Source organism: Actinoplanes siamensis, from assembly GCF_016862395.1.
Taxonomy (GTDB): domain Bacteria; phylum Actinomycetota; class Actinomycetes; order Mycobacteriales; family Micromonosporaceae; genus Actinoplanes; species Actinoplanes siamensis.
This window is the reverse complement of record NZ_BOMW01000077.1, coordinates 13,804-29,459: the sequence shown is the minus strand read 5'-3', so window position 1 is coordinate 29,459 and position 15,656 is coordinate 13,804. Positions and strand designations below refer to the sequence as shown.

Sequence of the window (15,656 nt, the reverse complement as noted above, 5' to 3'; positions counted from 1 at the left end):
TAAAGGCAAATCAATGGGTGTGGTCGTGGCAGTGCTGGTCGCGTCCGGCGCCGTCGCGGTGGGCTCCGGGGCCCCGGCCTCCGCGGCCGACTGCGGCTACCTGTTCGACGACTTTCACTACAACAGCTCGGCGGACGCGGCGCTGACCGCGAACGGCTGGACCCCGCGCGGCTACAGCGGCGGCCCCGGGGTGGCCGGCGCCACCTGGTCACCCGCCAACATCACCTTCCCGTCCTCGAACGGGGACAAGGTCGCCCAGCTCACCGCGTACACCGACGGCACAGCGGCCGGCACCGGGCACGCCGAGCTGTACTCCACCCAGAAGCGGTACCTGGAGGGCACCTACGCCAGCCGGATCCGGTTCGCCGACGCGCCGGCGAGCGGCCCGGACGGCGACCACATCAACGAGACGTTCTTCACGATCAGCCCGCTCAACGGGGACCTGGACCCGACCTACAGCGAGCTGGACATCTCCGAGTACCTGCCGAACGGCGGCTGGGGCGAGACCGGACCGATCAACTACCAGACCACCTGGTACACGTACCGCAACGAGCCCTGGTACGCGGACAACCTGCACTCCTCGCAGCGGTCCGGCCTGGACGGCTGGCACGACCTGGTCGCCCAGGTCGCGAACGGCCACGTCGTCTACTACATCGACGGCGTGCAGGTCGGCGACCACGGCGGGAAGTACTTCCCGCGCCAGACCATGACGATCAACTGGAACCTGTGGTTCATCGACCTGGCCGCGCACACCGGCGGGAAGAGCACCTACGTCCAGCAGGTGGACTGGGTGCTGTTCGCCAAGAACCAGGTGCTGGCGCCGGCGCAGGCGGCCTCGCGGGCGGCCGGCTACCGGTCCGGTGGCACGGCGTTCCTGGACACCGTCGCCTCCAGCGGCACCTGCTCCAACCCGCCGGCCTCGCAGCCACCGACCGGCCCCACCTCCGGCCCGCCGTCGTCGCCGCCCACCTCGCAGCCGCCGGCCACCGGCTGCTCGGACGCGCCGGAGTGGGCGTTCGGCGCCGTCTACCTGGGCGGGGCGCTGGTCAAGCACGAGAAGAGCAGGTACGGCGACCCGAACGGCCCGGCCTCGGGGCAGGGCAGGCACCTGTGGAGGGCGCGCTACTGGACGCAGGGCTCCGAGCCCGGCTGGACCGAGCAGTGGCAGGACCTCGGTCCCTGCTGATCCGCCGGCGGGGCGCCGGTGCGTGCGGGCGCCCCGCCACGGTTGTGTCGTACCCGGGTGCTTCGATACGCCCATGGGTGCTTCCGGTTGGAATTACTACGTCGCTTACCAGCCCGATCTGGGCCGGGCCCTCGCCGAACTGCGCACGCGCGTCTTCGACGAGGGTGACTACTGGTGGGCCGATGCCGCGGAGCTCGGCAAGCCCGCCTCCGCTTTCCCTGATCGTCCGCGCACCGAGGACGAGCTGTGGGCGTCCGAGTCGGTCCAGGAGAGCGGGACCCATTCGATCCTCGACATGTTCTCGGTGGTCCAGCCCGGCGAGAAACCGGCGTTCGGCACCGTCGAGCCGGTCAGCGAGCAGGAGGCGTGGGATCGCGCCGGGGTGACCAGGCTGACCCGGGCACACGTCGATGCGATCGACGACCTCGCCGACGAGCGGTGGTTCGGGCGGTGCGCGGTGCTGCACGACGAGACCGGGGCGCCGTCGGAGATCTACTTCTGGGGCGCCTCCGGGGATTGAGGATCCCCTCGCGACACACCATGTGGCGTTGCGTGGCGCAAGTCGTACCCATATATAGTGTCGATCGCAGCTGGTTCGGCGCGCCCTTCCGGGCGTGCCGAGGCAAGAGGGAATCCGGTGCGAGACCGGAACTGCCCCGCAGCGGTGAGTGGGAACGACCGCCGTCACACGGCACTGGGCCTTGCGGCCCGGGAAGCGACGGCCAGTAGGAACGAGTAGTCCGCCCGCGAGTCCGAAGACCTGCCAGCGCGCCGCACGCATCCGTGTGCGGCGGTCGAAGGCCGCGCGGGACGGCCGACGCCGAGGTTGATCGAGGGGTGCGCCCGCGCGCGCCCGGAGTCAGCGTGGTGTCCCCCTGCGCGATCGGCGGCCGTGTCGACTCGCCAGGGAAGAAGGCCATGACGCTGACACCGGAGAAGAGTTCGGAGAGCGTGCCGGCACAACGCCGGCACGGCATGCGGGTGCGCGAACGCGACGGCGAGCTGACGCCCGTCGACGTGCACCGGGTCCTCGCCGCGGTCGAGCGCTGGGTGACCGGTCTCGACGAGGTCGACCCGCTGCGCGTGGCGACCAGAACGGTCAGCGGCCTGTACGACGGCGCCACGAGCGACGAGCTGGACCGGCTCGCCGTCCAGACCGCCGCCGAGCTGATCGGCGAGGAGCCGCAGTACTCCAAGCTGGCCGCCCGCCTGCTGATCGACCTGGTCGGGCGGCAGGTCCGCGAGCAGGGCGCGACCACGTTCAGCGAGTCCGTCGCGCTCGGGCACGAGCAGGGCCTGATCGGCGACGACACCCTGGCCTTCGTCCTGCGGCACCGGTCCGAGCTGGACGCCGCGGTGGACGTCACCAACGACCTCCGGTTCGAGTACTTCGGGGTCCGTACGGTCGCCGACCGCTACCTGTTGAAGCACCCGGTGAACCGGACGCCGATCGAGACCCCGCAGTACTGGCTGCTCCGGGTGGCGTGCGGGCTCTCCGGCAACCCGGCCGAAGCGGTCGCGTTCTACCGCCTGATCGCCAGCCTGGCCTATCTGCCCAGCTCACCGACCCTGTTCAACTCCGGCACCCGGCACACCCAGATGTCCTCGTGCTTCCTGGTGGACTCGCCGAAGGACGAGCTGGACTCCATCTACGAGCGGTACCACCAGGTCGCCAAGCTGTCGAAGTTCTCCGGCGGCATCGGCATCGCCTGGTCCCGGGTGCGCGGCCGGGGCGCGCTGATCCGGGGCACGAACGGCAAGTCCAACGGCATCGTCCCGTTCCTCAAGACGCTGGACGCCGGCGTGGCAGCGGTCAATCAGGGCGGCCGTCGCAAGGGCGCGGCCTGCGTCTACCTGGAGCCGTGGCACCCGGACATCGAGGAGTTCCTGGAGCTGCGGGACAACACCGGTGAGGAATCCCGGCGTACCCACAATCTGAATCTGGCCAACTGGATCCCGGACGAGTTCATGCGCCGCGTCGAGGCCGACGCCGACTGGTCCCTGATCGACCCGTCCGACGCTCCCGAACTGCCGGACCTCTTCGGGCCGGCGTTCGACGAGGCTTACCGGGCCGCCGAGAAGAAAGCAGTCAAAACCGTCAAAGCCCGTGACCTGTACGGGCGGATGATGCGCACCCTGGCGCAGACCGGCAACGGCTGGATGACGTTCAAGGACCGGTCGAACGCGCTCTCCAACCAGACCGGCGCGCCGGGCAACACGATCCACCTGTCGAACCTGTGCACCGAGATCCTCGAGGTGAACAGCGACGACGAGACGGCGGTGTGCAACCTCGGCTCGATCAACCTGGGCGCCCACACCACGGCCGGCGGGGTGGACTGGGAGAAGCTGCGGGCCACGGTACGTACCGCGGTGGTCTTCCTGGACCGGGTCATCGACCTCAACTACTACCCGTCCGCCCAGGCGGCGACGTCGAACCCGCGGTGGCGGCCGGTCGGGCTCGGGCTGATGGGCCTGCAGGACGCGTTCTTCACGCTCCGGCTGCCGTTCGACTCCCCGCGGGCCAGGGAGCTGTCCACCCGCGTGCAGGAGGAGATCCTGCTGACCGCGCTGGAGACCTCGGCCGGTCTCGCCGAGCGGTTCGGCCCGCACCCGGCCTTCCCCGAGACCCGGGCCGCGCACGGTGACCTGCACCCGGACCTGTGGGGCGCCCAGGTCACCCAGACCGCCCGCTGGGCCGGGGTGAAAGCCCGGATCGCGGCGCACGGGCTGCGGAACTCGCTGCTGGTGGCGATCGCGCCGACGGCGACCATCGCGTCGATCGCCGGTTGCTACGAGTGCATCGAGCCGCAGGTCTCCAACCTGTTCAAGCGCGAGACGATGTCCGGCGAGTTCCTGCAGATCAACACCTATCTGGTACGGGAGCTGAAGGCGCGCGGGCTGTGGACGGCGCGGATCCGGGAGGCGATCCGGCGGGCCGAGGGCTCGGTGCAGGGCATCGCCGAGCTTCCCGCCGACCTCAAGGAGCTCTTCCGGACCGCGTGGGAGCTGCCCCAGCGCGCGCTGATCGACCTGGCCGCGGCCCGGGCGCCGTTCATCGACCAGTCCCAGTCGCTGAACCTGTTCCTGGCCGCGCCGACCATCGGCAAACTCTCGTCGATGTACCTCCACGCCTGGAAGTCCGGGCTGAAGACGTCGTACTACCTGCGTTCGCGGCCCGCGACGCGGATCCAGCAGGCCACCGTGGCGGTCGCCCCGGCCGTCGCGCCGATCCCGGCGCTGACCGCCGCGGAAGCCTGCTCCCTGGAGAACCCCGAATCGTGTGAGGCGTGCCAGTAATGCTGCTCGACCCCGGAATGGACCTGACCCTGCGGCCGATGAAGTACCCGCACTTCTTCGACCGCTTCAAGGACGCCATCAAGAACACCTGGACGGTCGACGAGGTCGACCTGCACGCCGACCTCGCCGACCTGGCCCGCCTGACGCCGGCCGAGCAGCACCTGGTCTCCCGGCTGGTGGCGTTCTTCGCCACCGGCGACACCATCGTGGCGAACAACCTGGTGCTCAACCTGTACCAGCACGTCAACTCGCCGGAGGGCCGGCTGTACCTGTCCCGGCAGCTGTTCGAGGAGGCCGTGCACGTCCAGTTCTATCTGAACCTGCTTGACACCTACGTCCCGGACTCCGACGAGCGCGCGGCGGCCTTCGCGGCCGTGGACAACATCCCGTCGATCGCGCGCAAGGCCGAGTTCTGTTTCACCTGGATCGACTCGGTCTTCGATCTGCGCAGGCTGGAGACGAAGGCGGACCGGCGGGCGTTCCTGCTCAACGTGATCTGCTTCGCGGCGTGCATCGAGGGATTGTTCTTCTACGGCGCCTTCGCGTACGTGTACTTCCTGCGCTCCCGCGGCGTCCTGCAGGGCCTGGCGTCGGGCACCAACTGGGTGTTCCGCGACGAGTCGATGCACATGGCGTTCGCCTTCGACGTGGTCGACCAGGTACGCGCGGAGGAGCCCGACCTGTTCGACGCGGAGATGGAACGGCAGGTCCGCGACATGCTGGCCGAGGCCGTCGAGTGTGAGGTCCAGTTCGCCGAGGATCTGCTGGAGCAGGGGGTCAGCGGGTTGTCGCCGGGTGACATGCGGGAGTACCTGCAGCACGTGGCCGACCGGCGGTTGCAGGTGCTGGGGATCGAGCCGATGTACGGCAGCCGGAACCCGTTCGCCTTCATGGAGCTGCAGGACGTGCAGGAGCTCTCGAACTTCTTCGAGCGCCGGGTCTCCGCCTACCAGGTCGGCGTCACCGGCTCGGTCACCTTCGACGACGACTTCTGACCACCCGCGTTCCCGGGCCGCGGCGAGCGGCCCGCCCGGCGCCGGAACCTTGAGCCGCGCCGCCGGCTGGAGTGGGCCGGAGCCTCACCGCCCGCGAGCATGCTGAGCCCGCGGGCGGTGAGTGGCCGTTTCAGTCCGGCGGCGTCGGTAATCGGCCGGTCCGGTCCGGTGGCGTCGTGGTGGGCCGGTCCGGTGGCCTCGGTGGGTGGGGGTCAGGTCCGGCGGCGCCGGCGGGTGAGCGAGAAGCCGAACAGGCCGGTCAGAGCGGCCAGGATGCCGCCGCCGGCGGTCCAGAACCAGCGGCCGGAGAAGTCCGGAAGCCAGTCCAGGCTGAAGCCGCTCTCCTCGCTGTCCGGATCCGCGGACGCCGAGGGCGCGGGTGTGGTGAGCACCGTGCCGGGCTGGTTGTTCGGGACCAGCGGCTTGGCCAGCTCGCCCTGGTCGGCGTCGAGGTCGCCGTCCGGGGTGGTCAGGGTCAGGCTGACCTTGAGCGGCAGGCCGAGGTCCTTCTCCGGCAGCTTCGTGCTGGACAACCGGACGTAGTAGGTGCCCGGCAGCGGGTCGCCGTCCTGCGGCTCGGCCCACGAGCGGACCTGGCGGATCCGGCAGCCGAGCGTGACGTCAGCGGCGTCCTTGGCCGCGATCGGGCTCTGCTCGCCGGCCACGCAGGCCTGCCGGCGGCGGAGCCCGTCGAAGACCTCGATGATCCACGACTCGGCGCCGGTACGGCCGTCGGCGGGCAGGGTGACCTTGGTGGTGATGTCCGGGCGCTGGCCGGCCTCCGCGCTGAACTGCCAGTACAGGTAGTCGCCGGTGACCGCGCCGACCTGGACCGGCTGGTTCGCGGTGATCGGCACCGCGGTGAGGAACGACGTGCCGGCGGTGTTCACCGCGGGCGCCGGGGACGGGTCGTCGGCGAGCGCCGGAGCCGGGACGGCGGCGATGCCGACGATCGCGGCGCCGGCGACGGCGACGGCGACGGCGCCGGCGACGGCGAGGTGCTTGATCCGCATCAGTTCTCCCTCCAGGTGGCCACCCAGTACCGGGTGATCCAGCCGGCCAGGATGCCGGCGATCAGCCCGGCGACCGCCACGACCAGCAGGAACAGGAAGCCGCGGCCGAGGCCCGGGGCATCGGGGGTGTGCGAGGCGTCGACCAGGTCGATGCTCAGCTCGACAGGCATGCCGGGGGCGGTCGCCGCGGTCGTGGCCGCGAACGAGTTGCTGACGATCAGACAGACCTCTGTCGACGCGTCCTCGGCCTTCTCGGCCGCCTCGTCGTCGTCGGCCGCCTCGGCCGACGCCTTCGCGTCCGCCTTCTGCTCGTCGGCCGACCAGCGCAGGCCCGCCGACAGGACGTCGGCCCGCCCGCTGCCGGCGTCGACCCCGCGGACCAGCTCCCGGCCGCCGGTGGTGGAGGCCTTCAGCAGTACGCCGTAGTCCGGATTGACCGGCCGGTCGAGCGCGATGCTCACCGAGGCCCGCAGCTCCTGGTCGGACGGGACGGCGACGCGGTAGTACCGGTGCTCGCTGATCTTCTCCCGGTCGGTGTAGACGCCCGGGGCGAGCAGCGGCGCGTTGGCGCAGTCCGCGGTGCCGGTGACGGTGGCCGGCTGGACCGGGGGCGGCGTCGCGGCCCGGTCGACCAGCTGCTGGACCCGGTCGGTCAGCTCCTCCTCGCTCTTCGCGGCGGCGTACGTGCCGCCGGTCGCGGTGGAGATGCAGACCAGCTGTTTGCGGGTCTTCTCGTCGGGGGTCAGGCCGAGCGTGTCGACCACCAGGTGGGTGCCCTGCGCGGCCAGTTCCCGGGCGACCTCGCACGGGTCCGGTGGGGTGCAGGTGTCCTCACCGTCGGTGATCAGCACGATCCGCCGGATGGAGCCGGTGTCGCCGAGGTCCTCGGCCGCCTTCTTCAGCGCCAGCCCGATCGGCGTGTAACCGGTCGGTTTCAGCGTGGCGATGGCGTTCTTGGCCTGGACCGCGTTGACCGGCCCGACCGGGACGATCTGCTGGGTGTCCTGGCAGGCCACCTTCTTGTTCTTGCCGGGATAGGTGGCGCCGAGCACCCGGATGCCGAGCTGCGTGTTCTCCGGCAGCGCGTCGACGACCTTGCCGAAGGCGCGCTTGGCCACCGCGATCCGCGTCTCGCCGTCGATGTCGGCGGCCTTCATCGAGCCGCTGACGTCGAGGACCAGCTCAACGTTCGGTGGTTCGGAGTTCTCGGTCTCGTCGGCGAGCGCCGGGGCGGCGCCGAGCAGGGTGGCGGCGCCGATCAATCCAGTCGCCACCACTATGGACAGACTTTTGTGGATCACACGCCAAGATCATAAGGGCTTGTCGCATTCGTGATCGTTGGCGGGGCCTCGCCTCAGCCGCGGCGCGCGTAGCTGGCCGCCTGGCGCCGGGCCAGGTCATCCAGGATCTCCGCGGTGGCCGAGGTGCCGAAGCGGGTCACGCCGACCGCTGTCATCGCCAGCAGGGTGTCCAGGCTGCGGATCCCACCGGACGCCTTGACCTGCACCTTCGCCGACACGGCGGACCGCATCAGGGCCAGGTCGTCGATCGTCGCGCCGGTCGGGGCGAAGCCGGTGGAGGTCTTCACGAACGCCGCGCCGGCCCGCTCGGCCGCCCGGCACGCCGCGAGCTTCTCCTCGTCGGTGAGGTACGCCGTCTCCAGGATCACCTTGACGTGCGCCTCGCCGGCCGCGCGCACGATCTCCTTGATCTCGGTCTCCACCGCCGCGACGTCCCCCGACCGCAGCCAACCGATGTTGATCACCATGTCGATCTCGGTGGCGCCGCGGGACACCGCCTGCTCGGTCTCGGCCACCTTCACCTCGGTGCTGGTGTCCCCGTGCGGGAAGCCGATGACCGTGCCCACCCGCACGTCGGTGTCGCCCAGCAGCTCCACCGCGAGCGGCACGTCGGACGGCCGGACACAGACGGAGGCGACCTGGTACCTGGCGGCGACGGCGCAGCCCTGACGGACGTCCTCGAGGGTGAAGTGAGGCTGGAGGATGGAGTGGTCGATCATGCGAGCGATCTGCGGCACCGTGAAATCCATGGGAACGAACCGTACCTGTCTAGACAACCGCCTGTCTAGACAGGTTGCCCCGCTCGGTAGGGTGTCCTCATGTCCGCCGGACCAGACTTCGCGCCGCGCTATTTCCGCATCGAGCAGGCGCTCCGGGCGCGGATCGCGCAGGCCCGGCCGCACGATCCGCTGCCCTCCGAGCCGGAGCTGGCGCGGGAGTTCCGGGTCAGCCGGATGACCGCCCGCGCCGCTGTCACCCAGTTGGTCAACGACGGCCTGGCGTACCGCGCGCCCGGCCGCGGCACGTTCGTCGCGGTGCCCACCGGCCCGCGCCGCGCCGACAACCTGATCCGGCTCAGCGAGGAGATCCGCAAGCGGGGCAAGGTCCCGACGTCCCGGGTGGTCAGCGCCGATCTGCGGCCGGCCACCGTGATCGAGGCGACCCGGCTGCGGCAGCGGGCCGGCGACGTGGTCGCGATCTACCGGGTCCGGCAGGCCGACGGCGACCCGTTCGCCTTCGAGCACGCCTGCTACCCGGGCGTGCTGAACGCGCTGCTCGACTTCGACCTCTCCGGCTCGGTGCACGAGGCCCTGGTCGCGCTCGGCCGCGTCCCGACCCGCGGCACCTCGACGATCACCGCCCAGCCGGCGAACGAGGAGGACGCCCGGGAGCTGGGCGTCGAGGTGGGGACCGCGCTGCTGGTCGAGGAGCGGCTGATCCTGGACCAGGAGGGTCGGCCGCTGGAGCTGAGCGAGTCCCGCTACACCGGCACGAAATACCGGCTGGACGTCGCTTTCGGAGTGGAACCGCACCATTAGCGCCGGAGAACGCGGTTCGTGCCGTGGGGCGGCGGCCGGAGTCCCGTCTCGCGTGGCGCGGGCACGAATCCGGGAGCACAGGTCGGCCGGGAGCGCCTAGGTTCGGTGGTATCCAGAAGCGTATACGGAGGCCACGACCATGAAGGGAAACACGGCTCTCGTCATCGTCAGCGCGTTGATCGCCGCCGGCGGTTGCGCGTCCACCGCCACCGCCACCACCGCCGCGCCGGCCACCACCGGCGCCGCGCCGGCGGCCACCGCCGCCGCGGTGGCCGCCTGGCCCACCACACCGGTCACCGTCACCCACCACCCACCCGTTCCACCGGTCCCGGTGATCGAACGGGTCCGCTACGCGACGCACGACGGATACGACCGCGTCGTCCTGGACATCCCGGGAGCGTTGCCCGGCTACACCGTCGAGTACGTGACCGAGCTGCGCCAGGACGGCTCCGGCAGGGTCGTCACCATCCCGGGGAAGGCGTTCCTGCTGCTCGTGCTGCATCCGGCACAGGCGCACCGCGACGACGGCGCGGTGACCGTGACCGGGACGCACCGGATCGACCTGCCCGGGATCACCTCGTACGCGGTGGTCGGCGACTACGAGGGTTACGTCTCGTTCGCCCTGGGGCTGCCCGCGAAGAAGGGGTTCCGCGTCGGCGAGCTCTCCGGCCGCATCTACGTCGACGTCGCGGTCTGACCCGGCACCGGGCGGCCGGCGAGGCCGCCCGGTGACCCACCGACGGCCCCGCGCGTCGAGACCGCCCCGCCTTCACCGGCAGTGCCAGACCACCGGCACCGCGGTGCCGGCGCCGTCGTGCCAGATCACCGCCTGGTATCCGCCTACCCGGGAAGAGGACCGGCCGACGAAGTACTTCCCGGCCGGGTCGCCGCCGGAGATCAGCGCGGAGGGAGCGCCGTCCGGGGCCGGCAGCTGCTCGACCGTGCGGCTTGTGGGCGGGGTGACCGGCGCGGCGGCCGGCTCCGCGGTGCGCTCCGCCTTCTCCACCGGCCGGTTGATCATCAGTGCACCGCCGGCGACGGCGGCCAGTGTCAGCGCGGCGGCCCCGGCAAGACCGGAGTTGCGGACCGCCCGCTTACGGCGCGCGGTCGTGATCGCCAGATCGACGTCCACGGTGGACGGGCGCCGCGGCTCCCCGTCCAGGGGGCGCAGCAGATCGGCGGTCCTGTGATCGTCTGTTGCACCAGATCGTCGGCGCGGTGCTCGTCACCGGCGAGGAGGAACGCGAGCCGGCGCAACGCGGGTATCCGCGCCGCGACGTACTCGACGTACTCCTTTTCCGCACCATCCCGCATCGCGTCACCTTCCGTCGGTTCATCACCCCTCGGACGGGCCCGCTCGCGCGTCCGGTTGTCATTCCCGTCTCAGTTTTCGCCCGCCGCTTCCGATGACGGCGGACGCGGGATCGGGTAAACGTTTAGGCATGGCCCGACCGCAGGTTCGGCGGCCTGCGAGACGCCCGAGCCGGCGGCCGCGCGCCGACCGCCGCCAGACGCGACCACCCCGACGGAGTCGGGTGCTGGTTCGGGTCATCGCCCCTCCGGTGTCGCCGCTCCCACCCGCTCCGCTACCCGGGCCGCCGCCCGCGGCGCGGATCCCGGCGCCGGTCGCGGCCGCCGCGCCGGTCCGGCCGCGCTTCGGTCCGGCGATCGCGATCCTGCTGTACGCGGTTCTGCGCGCCACAGGCGTCGCGGCGGCCTGGTGGTTCGCGTCCGGTCCGGGCATCCCGGCCGGGCAGCGACGCGGTCTACTGCGGATGCTCTCCGCGTACGACGCGAACTGGTATGTCGGCATCGTCCGGTACGGCTACGACACCGCGATCCCGCTGAAGCTCGACGGCGGCCTGGCCACCACGAACCTGGCGTTCTTCCCGCTCTTCCCGGCCCTGATCGCCGCGCTCGATCCGCTGCTGCCCGGCGGCCCGGAGGTGGCCGGCGTCGCGGTCTCCTGGCTGGCCGGGCTCGCCGCGGCGGGCGGCCTCTACGCGATCGGCGCGCACCTGCGCGGCCGCGGCAGGGGCATCCTGCTGGCGGCGCTCTGGGCGGTGCTGCCGCACGCCTTCATCGAGTCGATGGGTTACACCGAGACCCTGTTCACCGCGCTGGCCGCCTGGTCGCTGTACGCGGTGATCCGCCGCCGCTGGCTCGCCGCCGGGCTGCTCTGCCTGCTCGCCGGACTGACCCGCCCCACCGCGGCCGCGCTGATCCTGGTGGTCGGCCTCTCCGCGCTGATCGCTGTGACCCGGCGCCGGGACGGCTGGCGCCCCTGGGCCGGTGGCGTCCTCGCGCCGCTCGGCCTGCTCGGCCACATGGCCTGGGTCGGCGACCGCCTGGGCCGCCCGGACGGTTACTTCCACGTGCAGAACGACGCCTGGAAGATGACGTACGACTGGGGTCAGTACACCGTCTCGACGATCGGCACACTGCTGAGCGAGTCGTCCCCGCCGGCGATGTACGCGGTCACCCTCACCCTGGTCGTGGCGATCGGGCTGCTCGTCGTGCTCGTCACCGCGCGGGTGCCGTGGCAGCTCAAGCTGTTCTCGGCGGTGCTCCTGGCGATGTCCTTCTTCGGCCACGGGTACTACCACTCCAAGGCCCGGCTGCTGCTGCCGGCGTTCCCGTTGCTGCTGCCGGCCGCGGCGGCTCTGGCCCGGGCGCGGCGGCCGGTGGCAGTCGCGGTGCTGGCGACGCTGACCGTGATCTCGACCGGCTACGGGATTTATCTCGGCACGGTGTGGACGTTCTCCCCCTGACACCGACCCGCTCGGCGTGCCGCCTCGTTCCGGTGTGCCGGCTTGCTCGGCGTCGCGCCGGCCCCTTGACGTGCCGCCCCGCGCCTGCCCCTCGACGACGGCATGGTCCCGGCGGGCGCCGCCTACGCCGCCATCCGCGCTCTCCGCCTGCCCTCGTCGACGTGGAACCGCACCGCCGTCATCGGCATGCTCCGACGTCGCGCCGATGTCGGGGGCATCTCTCCATCCAGCCGAGTCCGCGTGATTCAAATGCGATTCGGTCGCCTGGGAGCTAACCGAGGAGTTCGCGGATGTCGGCGGCGGTGAGTGCGGCGGACGCGAATTCTCCGCCGTCCATCACCCCGGCGAACAGTTCGGCCTTGCGGGCCTGCAAGGCCATCACCTTCTCCTCGATGGTGTCCCGCGCCACCAGGCGATAGACCATCACGTTGCGGGTCTGCCCGATGCGGTGGGCCCGGTCCACCGCCTGCGCCTCCGTCGCCGGGTTCCACCACGGGTCCAGCAGGATGCAGTAGTCCGCCTCGGTCAGGTTCAGGCCGAACCCGCCGGCCTTCAGGCTGATCAGGAAGACCGGCGCGGCGCCGGTCTTGAACTCCTCGACCACCCGCTTGCGATCACGTGTGGTGCCGTCCAGGTATGCGCAGACGATGCCGGCCTGCTCCAACCGCTCCCGCGCGCTGCCGAGGAAGCGGGTGAACTGGCTGAACACCAGCGTGCGGTGGCCCTCCGCGACGATGTCGGTGAGTTGCTCCACGAGCAGGTCGAGCTTGGTCGAGGAGACCGCGCGGTGCTGATCGCCGACCAGCGCCAGGTCCAGACTGGCCTGCCGGAGCAGCGTCAGCGAGCGGAAGATCTCGAACCGGTTCTTCTCCAGATCGCCGAGCAGGCCGAGCACCTTCTGCCGCTCCCGCTGCAGGTACTGCTGGTAGACCTTGCGGTGCGCGGGCGAGAGGAGGACATCGACCACCTGTTCCTGCTTGGCCGGCAGTTCGGCGGCGACCTCGTTCTTGCGGCGGCGCAGCACCAGCGGGCGGATCCGGCGGCGCAACTGGGCCAGCCGGTCCTGGTCGCGCTCGCGTTCGATCGGGGCGCGGTAGTACTCGGTGAACCGGTCGAGCCGGGGAAAGAGGCCGGGCGCCGCGATCGAGCAGAGCGCCCACAGCTCGGTCAGGTTGTTCTCCATCGGGGTGCCGGTGATGGCGATCTTGAAGGGTGCCGGGAGGCGGCGCGCGCACTTGTACGCCTGTGACTGCGGGTTCTTCACGAACTGCGCCTCGTCGAGCACCAGGCCGGCCCAGTCCATCGCCGCGTAGTCGTCATGTTCCAGGCGGAACAGCGTGTACGAGGTGACCACGACATCGGCCTGCCCGATCGCCTCAGCCAGATCGGTTCCTCGCCGGGCCGAGGTCGACGTGATCGCCCGGACCTCGAGATCGGGGGTGAAGCGACCCGCCTCGGCCACCCAGTTGTGCACGACGCTGGCCGGCGCGACGACCAGGAACCGGCCGTGTTTACGGGCATGGCACAGCAGGGCGAGCGCCTGCAGCGTCTTGCCCAGACCCATGTCGTCGGCCAGGATGCCGCCGAGCCCGTTGTCGTGCAACGCTGCCAGCCAGCGGAAACCCTCCTGCTGGTAGGGACGCAGTTCGGCGTGCACCTCGGCCGGCACCGGCTGGTCGAGGAGCACGCCGGCAGCGCTGAGCGCGGCCACCGTACGCTGCCAGTCGGCGGCCTGGCCGGCCAGCTCACCCAACTCGCCCAACTCGTCCCAGACACCGGCCTGGAACCGGCCGACCCGCAGCACCCCCGGCGGGCTGTCGGTGAGCGCACGCGACTCCTCGATCAGTGTGCGCAGCTGCTGGAACTCCGGCTGCTCCAGGCCGAAGTAGACACCACTGGGCAGGATCAGGAACTCCTGGCCGCGGGCGAGGGCGACGAACAGCGCCTCGAAGTCGACCTGTTCGCCGCCGACCTGGACCTGGACTGACAGGTCGAACCAGTCCGGTTCGCCGGCCTGTGCGGCACCGGCGAACGTGATGACCGGCGCCGCGTCGCTCTCCTGCAGGTCCCAGCCGTCCTCCGGCTCGATCACGCGGACACCGAGATCGGCCAGGGCGGGCACGGTCGTACTCAAGAAATGGATCATCGCGTCGCCGCCGAGCTCCGATCCGGCGGCGAGCCGGGGCCCGAGCGGGCCCGCTTCGAGCAGGCCAGACCCAACAAGATCAGCCACCCGCTGTACGACATCGGTCTGCTCTTCCGACAACGCCGACGACCAGAGCGGCTCGCCGTGCCGGCCACCGCCCACCTCGACCACCCAGTCCCAGCGCAACCGCAGACGGTGCCCGCGTTCAGCGGTCAGCGTCACGGTGAGGACCGGAGCCCCCACCGCGGGCAGGCTCACCGCGGGCCCGGCCGGCACCACCTCCACCTGCCGGACCAGACCGGGGTAGAACTCGGCGAAGAACCGCTGCTCCTGCTGGCCGGGAATCCGGATGCTCGGCGCCGTCAGGACCTTGCGGGTCGAGCCCGGAAGCGGCCGGGCCAGCGGAGCCAACCGCAGGACTCCCGCCGGCCCGGCCTCACCGCGGACGCCCCAGGAGGCGATGCCGTGCGCCGGATCACCGATGAAGAGGGCGCTCTCCAGGTCCACCGGCAGGCCGTCGTCCTGCACCACGGCCTGCACCGACAGGTCACCGTCGACCCGGTCCACCCGCATCGACACCCGGGCCGGGCGGCGTGCCACCACCACCGGCCGGGCGTTCTTGCCGGGCTGCACCAACGGCAGGCCGGACTCCTGCGCCTCCGCCAGCAGATCCCAGACGCGCCGGCTGGCGAACTCGTCGAGGAAGATGTTCGCGCTGGGGCTGCCGTAGTAGCGCGTGCGGGAGCCGGACAGTTCGAGGATCTCGGTGAGCAGGCGGCGGTACTGCTCCAGTTGCCGTGAGCGGCCCCCGGCGTAGCCGATCGAGTGCCAGCTGATCCCGGTGCGCACCCAGCCCTTGCGGCCGGGCAGCACCGGGCGCATCGAGATCCGCTGCCCGGTCCCGCGGCTCCGCGGAAGATAGGCGGTGACCACCTCGAACTGCAGACCGATCCCGGGCTCCGCGGGCTCCGGGGGCGGCGGCGTTCCGGCCACCTCCCGCACCCAGGCGGACAGCTGGGACTCCCACCGGCTGGTCCCGGGCCGCCGCTGCGCCGGCGCCGGGGACTTCTTCTCCCCGGCGGCCGGGACGTTTTTCTCCCCGGCGGCCGGGACGTTTTCTTCCCCGGCCTCCCGCTGGGCGGCGATCAGCAGTGCCACGATGTGGGCGCAGTCCGCGTCGGCGCAGGTGCAGACGCCCGACAAGGCGGGCACCGGATCGGCGACGATCTCGCCGGTCACGACGCCGCCGTCGCGGACCTTGCCGACCGCTTGACCGGACCCGCTGACAACCTGGACCTCGATCTGCCCATCGGTCACCGCTGCTCGCGCCCGCAGGAAGGTGGGGGTTCCGACCAGGTCGCGGAGAATCGCTTCCTTCGGGGAGAGGACCAGTTTCGCCATGGTCGCCT

Annotated in this window: 13 protein-coding genes and 1 riboswitch; of the genes, 8 read left to right on the top strand and 5 right to left on the bottom strand. The window is 71.3% G+C overall.

Translation table 11 applies throughout. The features are described from left to right. Positions 1–25: 25 nt before the first annotated feature. From Asi03nite_RS33410 to Asi03nite_RS33395, 4 genes are all read left to right on the top strand, one after another. Entirely contained in the window at positions 26–1,186 is a 1,161-nt protein-coding gene (locus Asi03nite_RS33410) for a glycoside hydrolase family 16 protein (protein WP_239103103.1), read from the top strand. A gap of 73 nt (positions 1,187–1,259) precedes the next feature. Then, on the top strand, positions 1,260–1,706 hold the full coding sequence (locus Asi03nite_RS33405) for a hypothetical protein (RefSeq protein ID WP_203684508.1): 447 nt from the start codon (positions 1,260–1,262) through the stop codon (positions 1,704–1,706). Between the two features lie 51 nt (positions 1,707–1,757). Then, positions 1,758–1,968, top strand: a riboswitch (cobalamin riboswitch). A gap of 136 nt (positions 1,969–2,104) precedes the next feature. After that, on the top strand, positions 2,105–4,483 hold the full coding sequence (locus tag Asi03nite_RS33400; protein ID WP_203684507.1) for a ribonucleoside-diphosphate reductase subunit alpha: 2,379 nt from the start codon (positions 2,105–2,107) through the stop codon (positions 4,481–4,483). Next, positions 4,483–5,478 carry a ribonucleotide-diphosphate reductase subunit beta gene (locus tag Asi03nite_RS33395; RefSeq protein ID WP_203684521.1) on the top strand — a complete coding sequence of 332 codons (996 nt, stop codon included), beginning with the start codon at positions 4,483–4,485 and terminating at the stop codon, positions 5,476–5,478. Before Asi03nite_RS33400 ends, Asi03nite_RS33395 begins: the two co-directional genes overlap by 1 nt. Positions 5,479–5,690: 212 nt before the next feature. On the opposite strand, the gene Asi03nite_RS33390 is transcribed toward Asi03nite_RS33395, so the two are convergent. From Asi03nite_RS33390 to deoC, 3 genes are read right to left on the bottom strand one after another with little or no spacing between them, the layout of a single operon-like run. Next, positions 5,691–6,485, bottom strand: a complete 795-nt coding sequence (locus tag Asi03nite_RS33390) for a peptidase (protein WP_373872202.1) — start codon at positions 6,483–6,485, stop codon at positions 5,691–5,693. A 5-nt stretch (positions 6,486–6,490) separates the two neighbouring features. Next, on the bottom strand, positions 6,491–7,789 hold the full coding sequence (locus Asi03nite_RS33385; protein ID WP_373872201.1) for a VWA domain-containing protein: 1,299 nt from the start codon (positions 7,787–7,789) through the stop codon (positions 6,491–6,493). A 56-nt stretch (positions 7,790–7,845) separates the two neighbouring features. Further along, the gene (gene deoC, locus Asi03nite_RS33380) at positions 7,846–8,541 is read right to left on the bottom strand and encodes a deoxyribose-phosphate aldolase (RefSeq protein ID WP_203684504.1); all 696 of its coding nucleotides are present in this window, start codon (positions 8,539–8,541) and stop codon (positions 7,846–7,848) included. Positions 8,542–8,610: 69 nt separating this feature from the next. On the opposite strand from deoC, the gene Asi03nite_RS33375 reads away from it, so the two are divergent. Further along, complete coding sequence (locus Asi03nite_RS33375) at positions 8,611–9,330, top strand: GntR family transcriptional regulator (RefSeq protein WP_203684503.1); 720 nt, start codon at positions 8,611–8,613, stop codon at positions 9,328–9,330. A gap of 139 nt (positions 9,331–9,469) precedes the next feature. Then, positions 9,470–10,027, top strand: a complete 558-nt coding sequence (locus Asi03nite_RS33370; protein WP_203684502.1) for an AMIN-like domain-containing (lipo)protein — start codon at positions 9,470–9,472, stop codon at positions 10,025–10,027. Positions 10,028–10,099: 72 nt separating this feature from the next. Here Asi03nite_RS33370 and Asi03nite_RS33365 read toward each other — a convergent pair whose 3' ends face one another. Then, the gene (locus Asi03nite_RS33365) at positions 10,100–10,462 is read right to left on the bottom strand and encodes a hypothetical protein (RefSeq protein WP_203684501.1); all 363 of its coding nucleotides are present in this window, start codon (positions 10,460–10,462) and stop codon (positions 10,100–10,102) included. Between the two features lie 65 nt (positions 10,463–10,527). Here Asi03nite_RS33365 and Asi03nite_RS33360 point away from each other — a divergent pair, with 65 nt between their 5' ends. Together Asi03nite_RS33360 and Asi03nite_RS33355 are read left to right on the top strand one after the other, a co-directional pair. After that, positions 10,528–10,740: a hypothetical protein gene (locus tag Asi03nite_RS33360; RefSeq protein WP_203684500.1), complete on the top strand. Its 213-nt coding sequence runs from the start codon at positions 10,528–10,530 to the stop codon at positions 10,738–10,740. A gap of 125 nt (positions 10,741–10,865) precedes the next feature. Then, positions 10,866–12,101, top strand: a complete 1,236-nt coding sequence (locus tag Asi03nite_RS33355) for a glycosyltransferase family 39 protein (RefSeq protein ID WP_203684499.1) — start codon at positions 10,866–10,868, stop codon at positions 12,099–12,101. 271 nt (positions 12,102–12,372) lie between these two features. Here Asi03nite_RS33355 and Asi03nite_RS33350 read toward each other — a convergent pair whose 3' ends face one another. Then, the gene (locus tag Asi03nite_RS33350; RefSeq protein WP_203684498.1) at positions 12,373–15,648 is read right to left on the bottom strand and encodes a DEAD/DEAH box helicase; all 3,276 of its coding nucleotides are present in this window, start codon (positions 15,646–15,648) and stop codon (positions 12,373–12,375) included. Positions 15,649–15,656 lie beyond the last annotated feature (8 nt).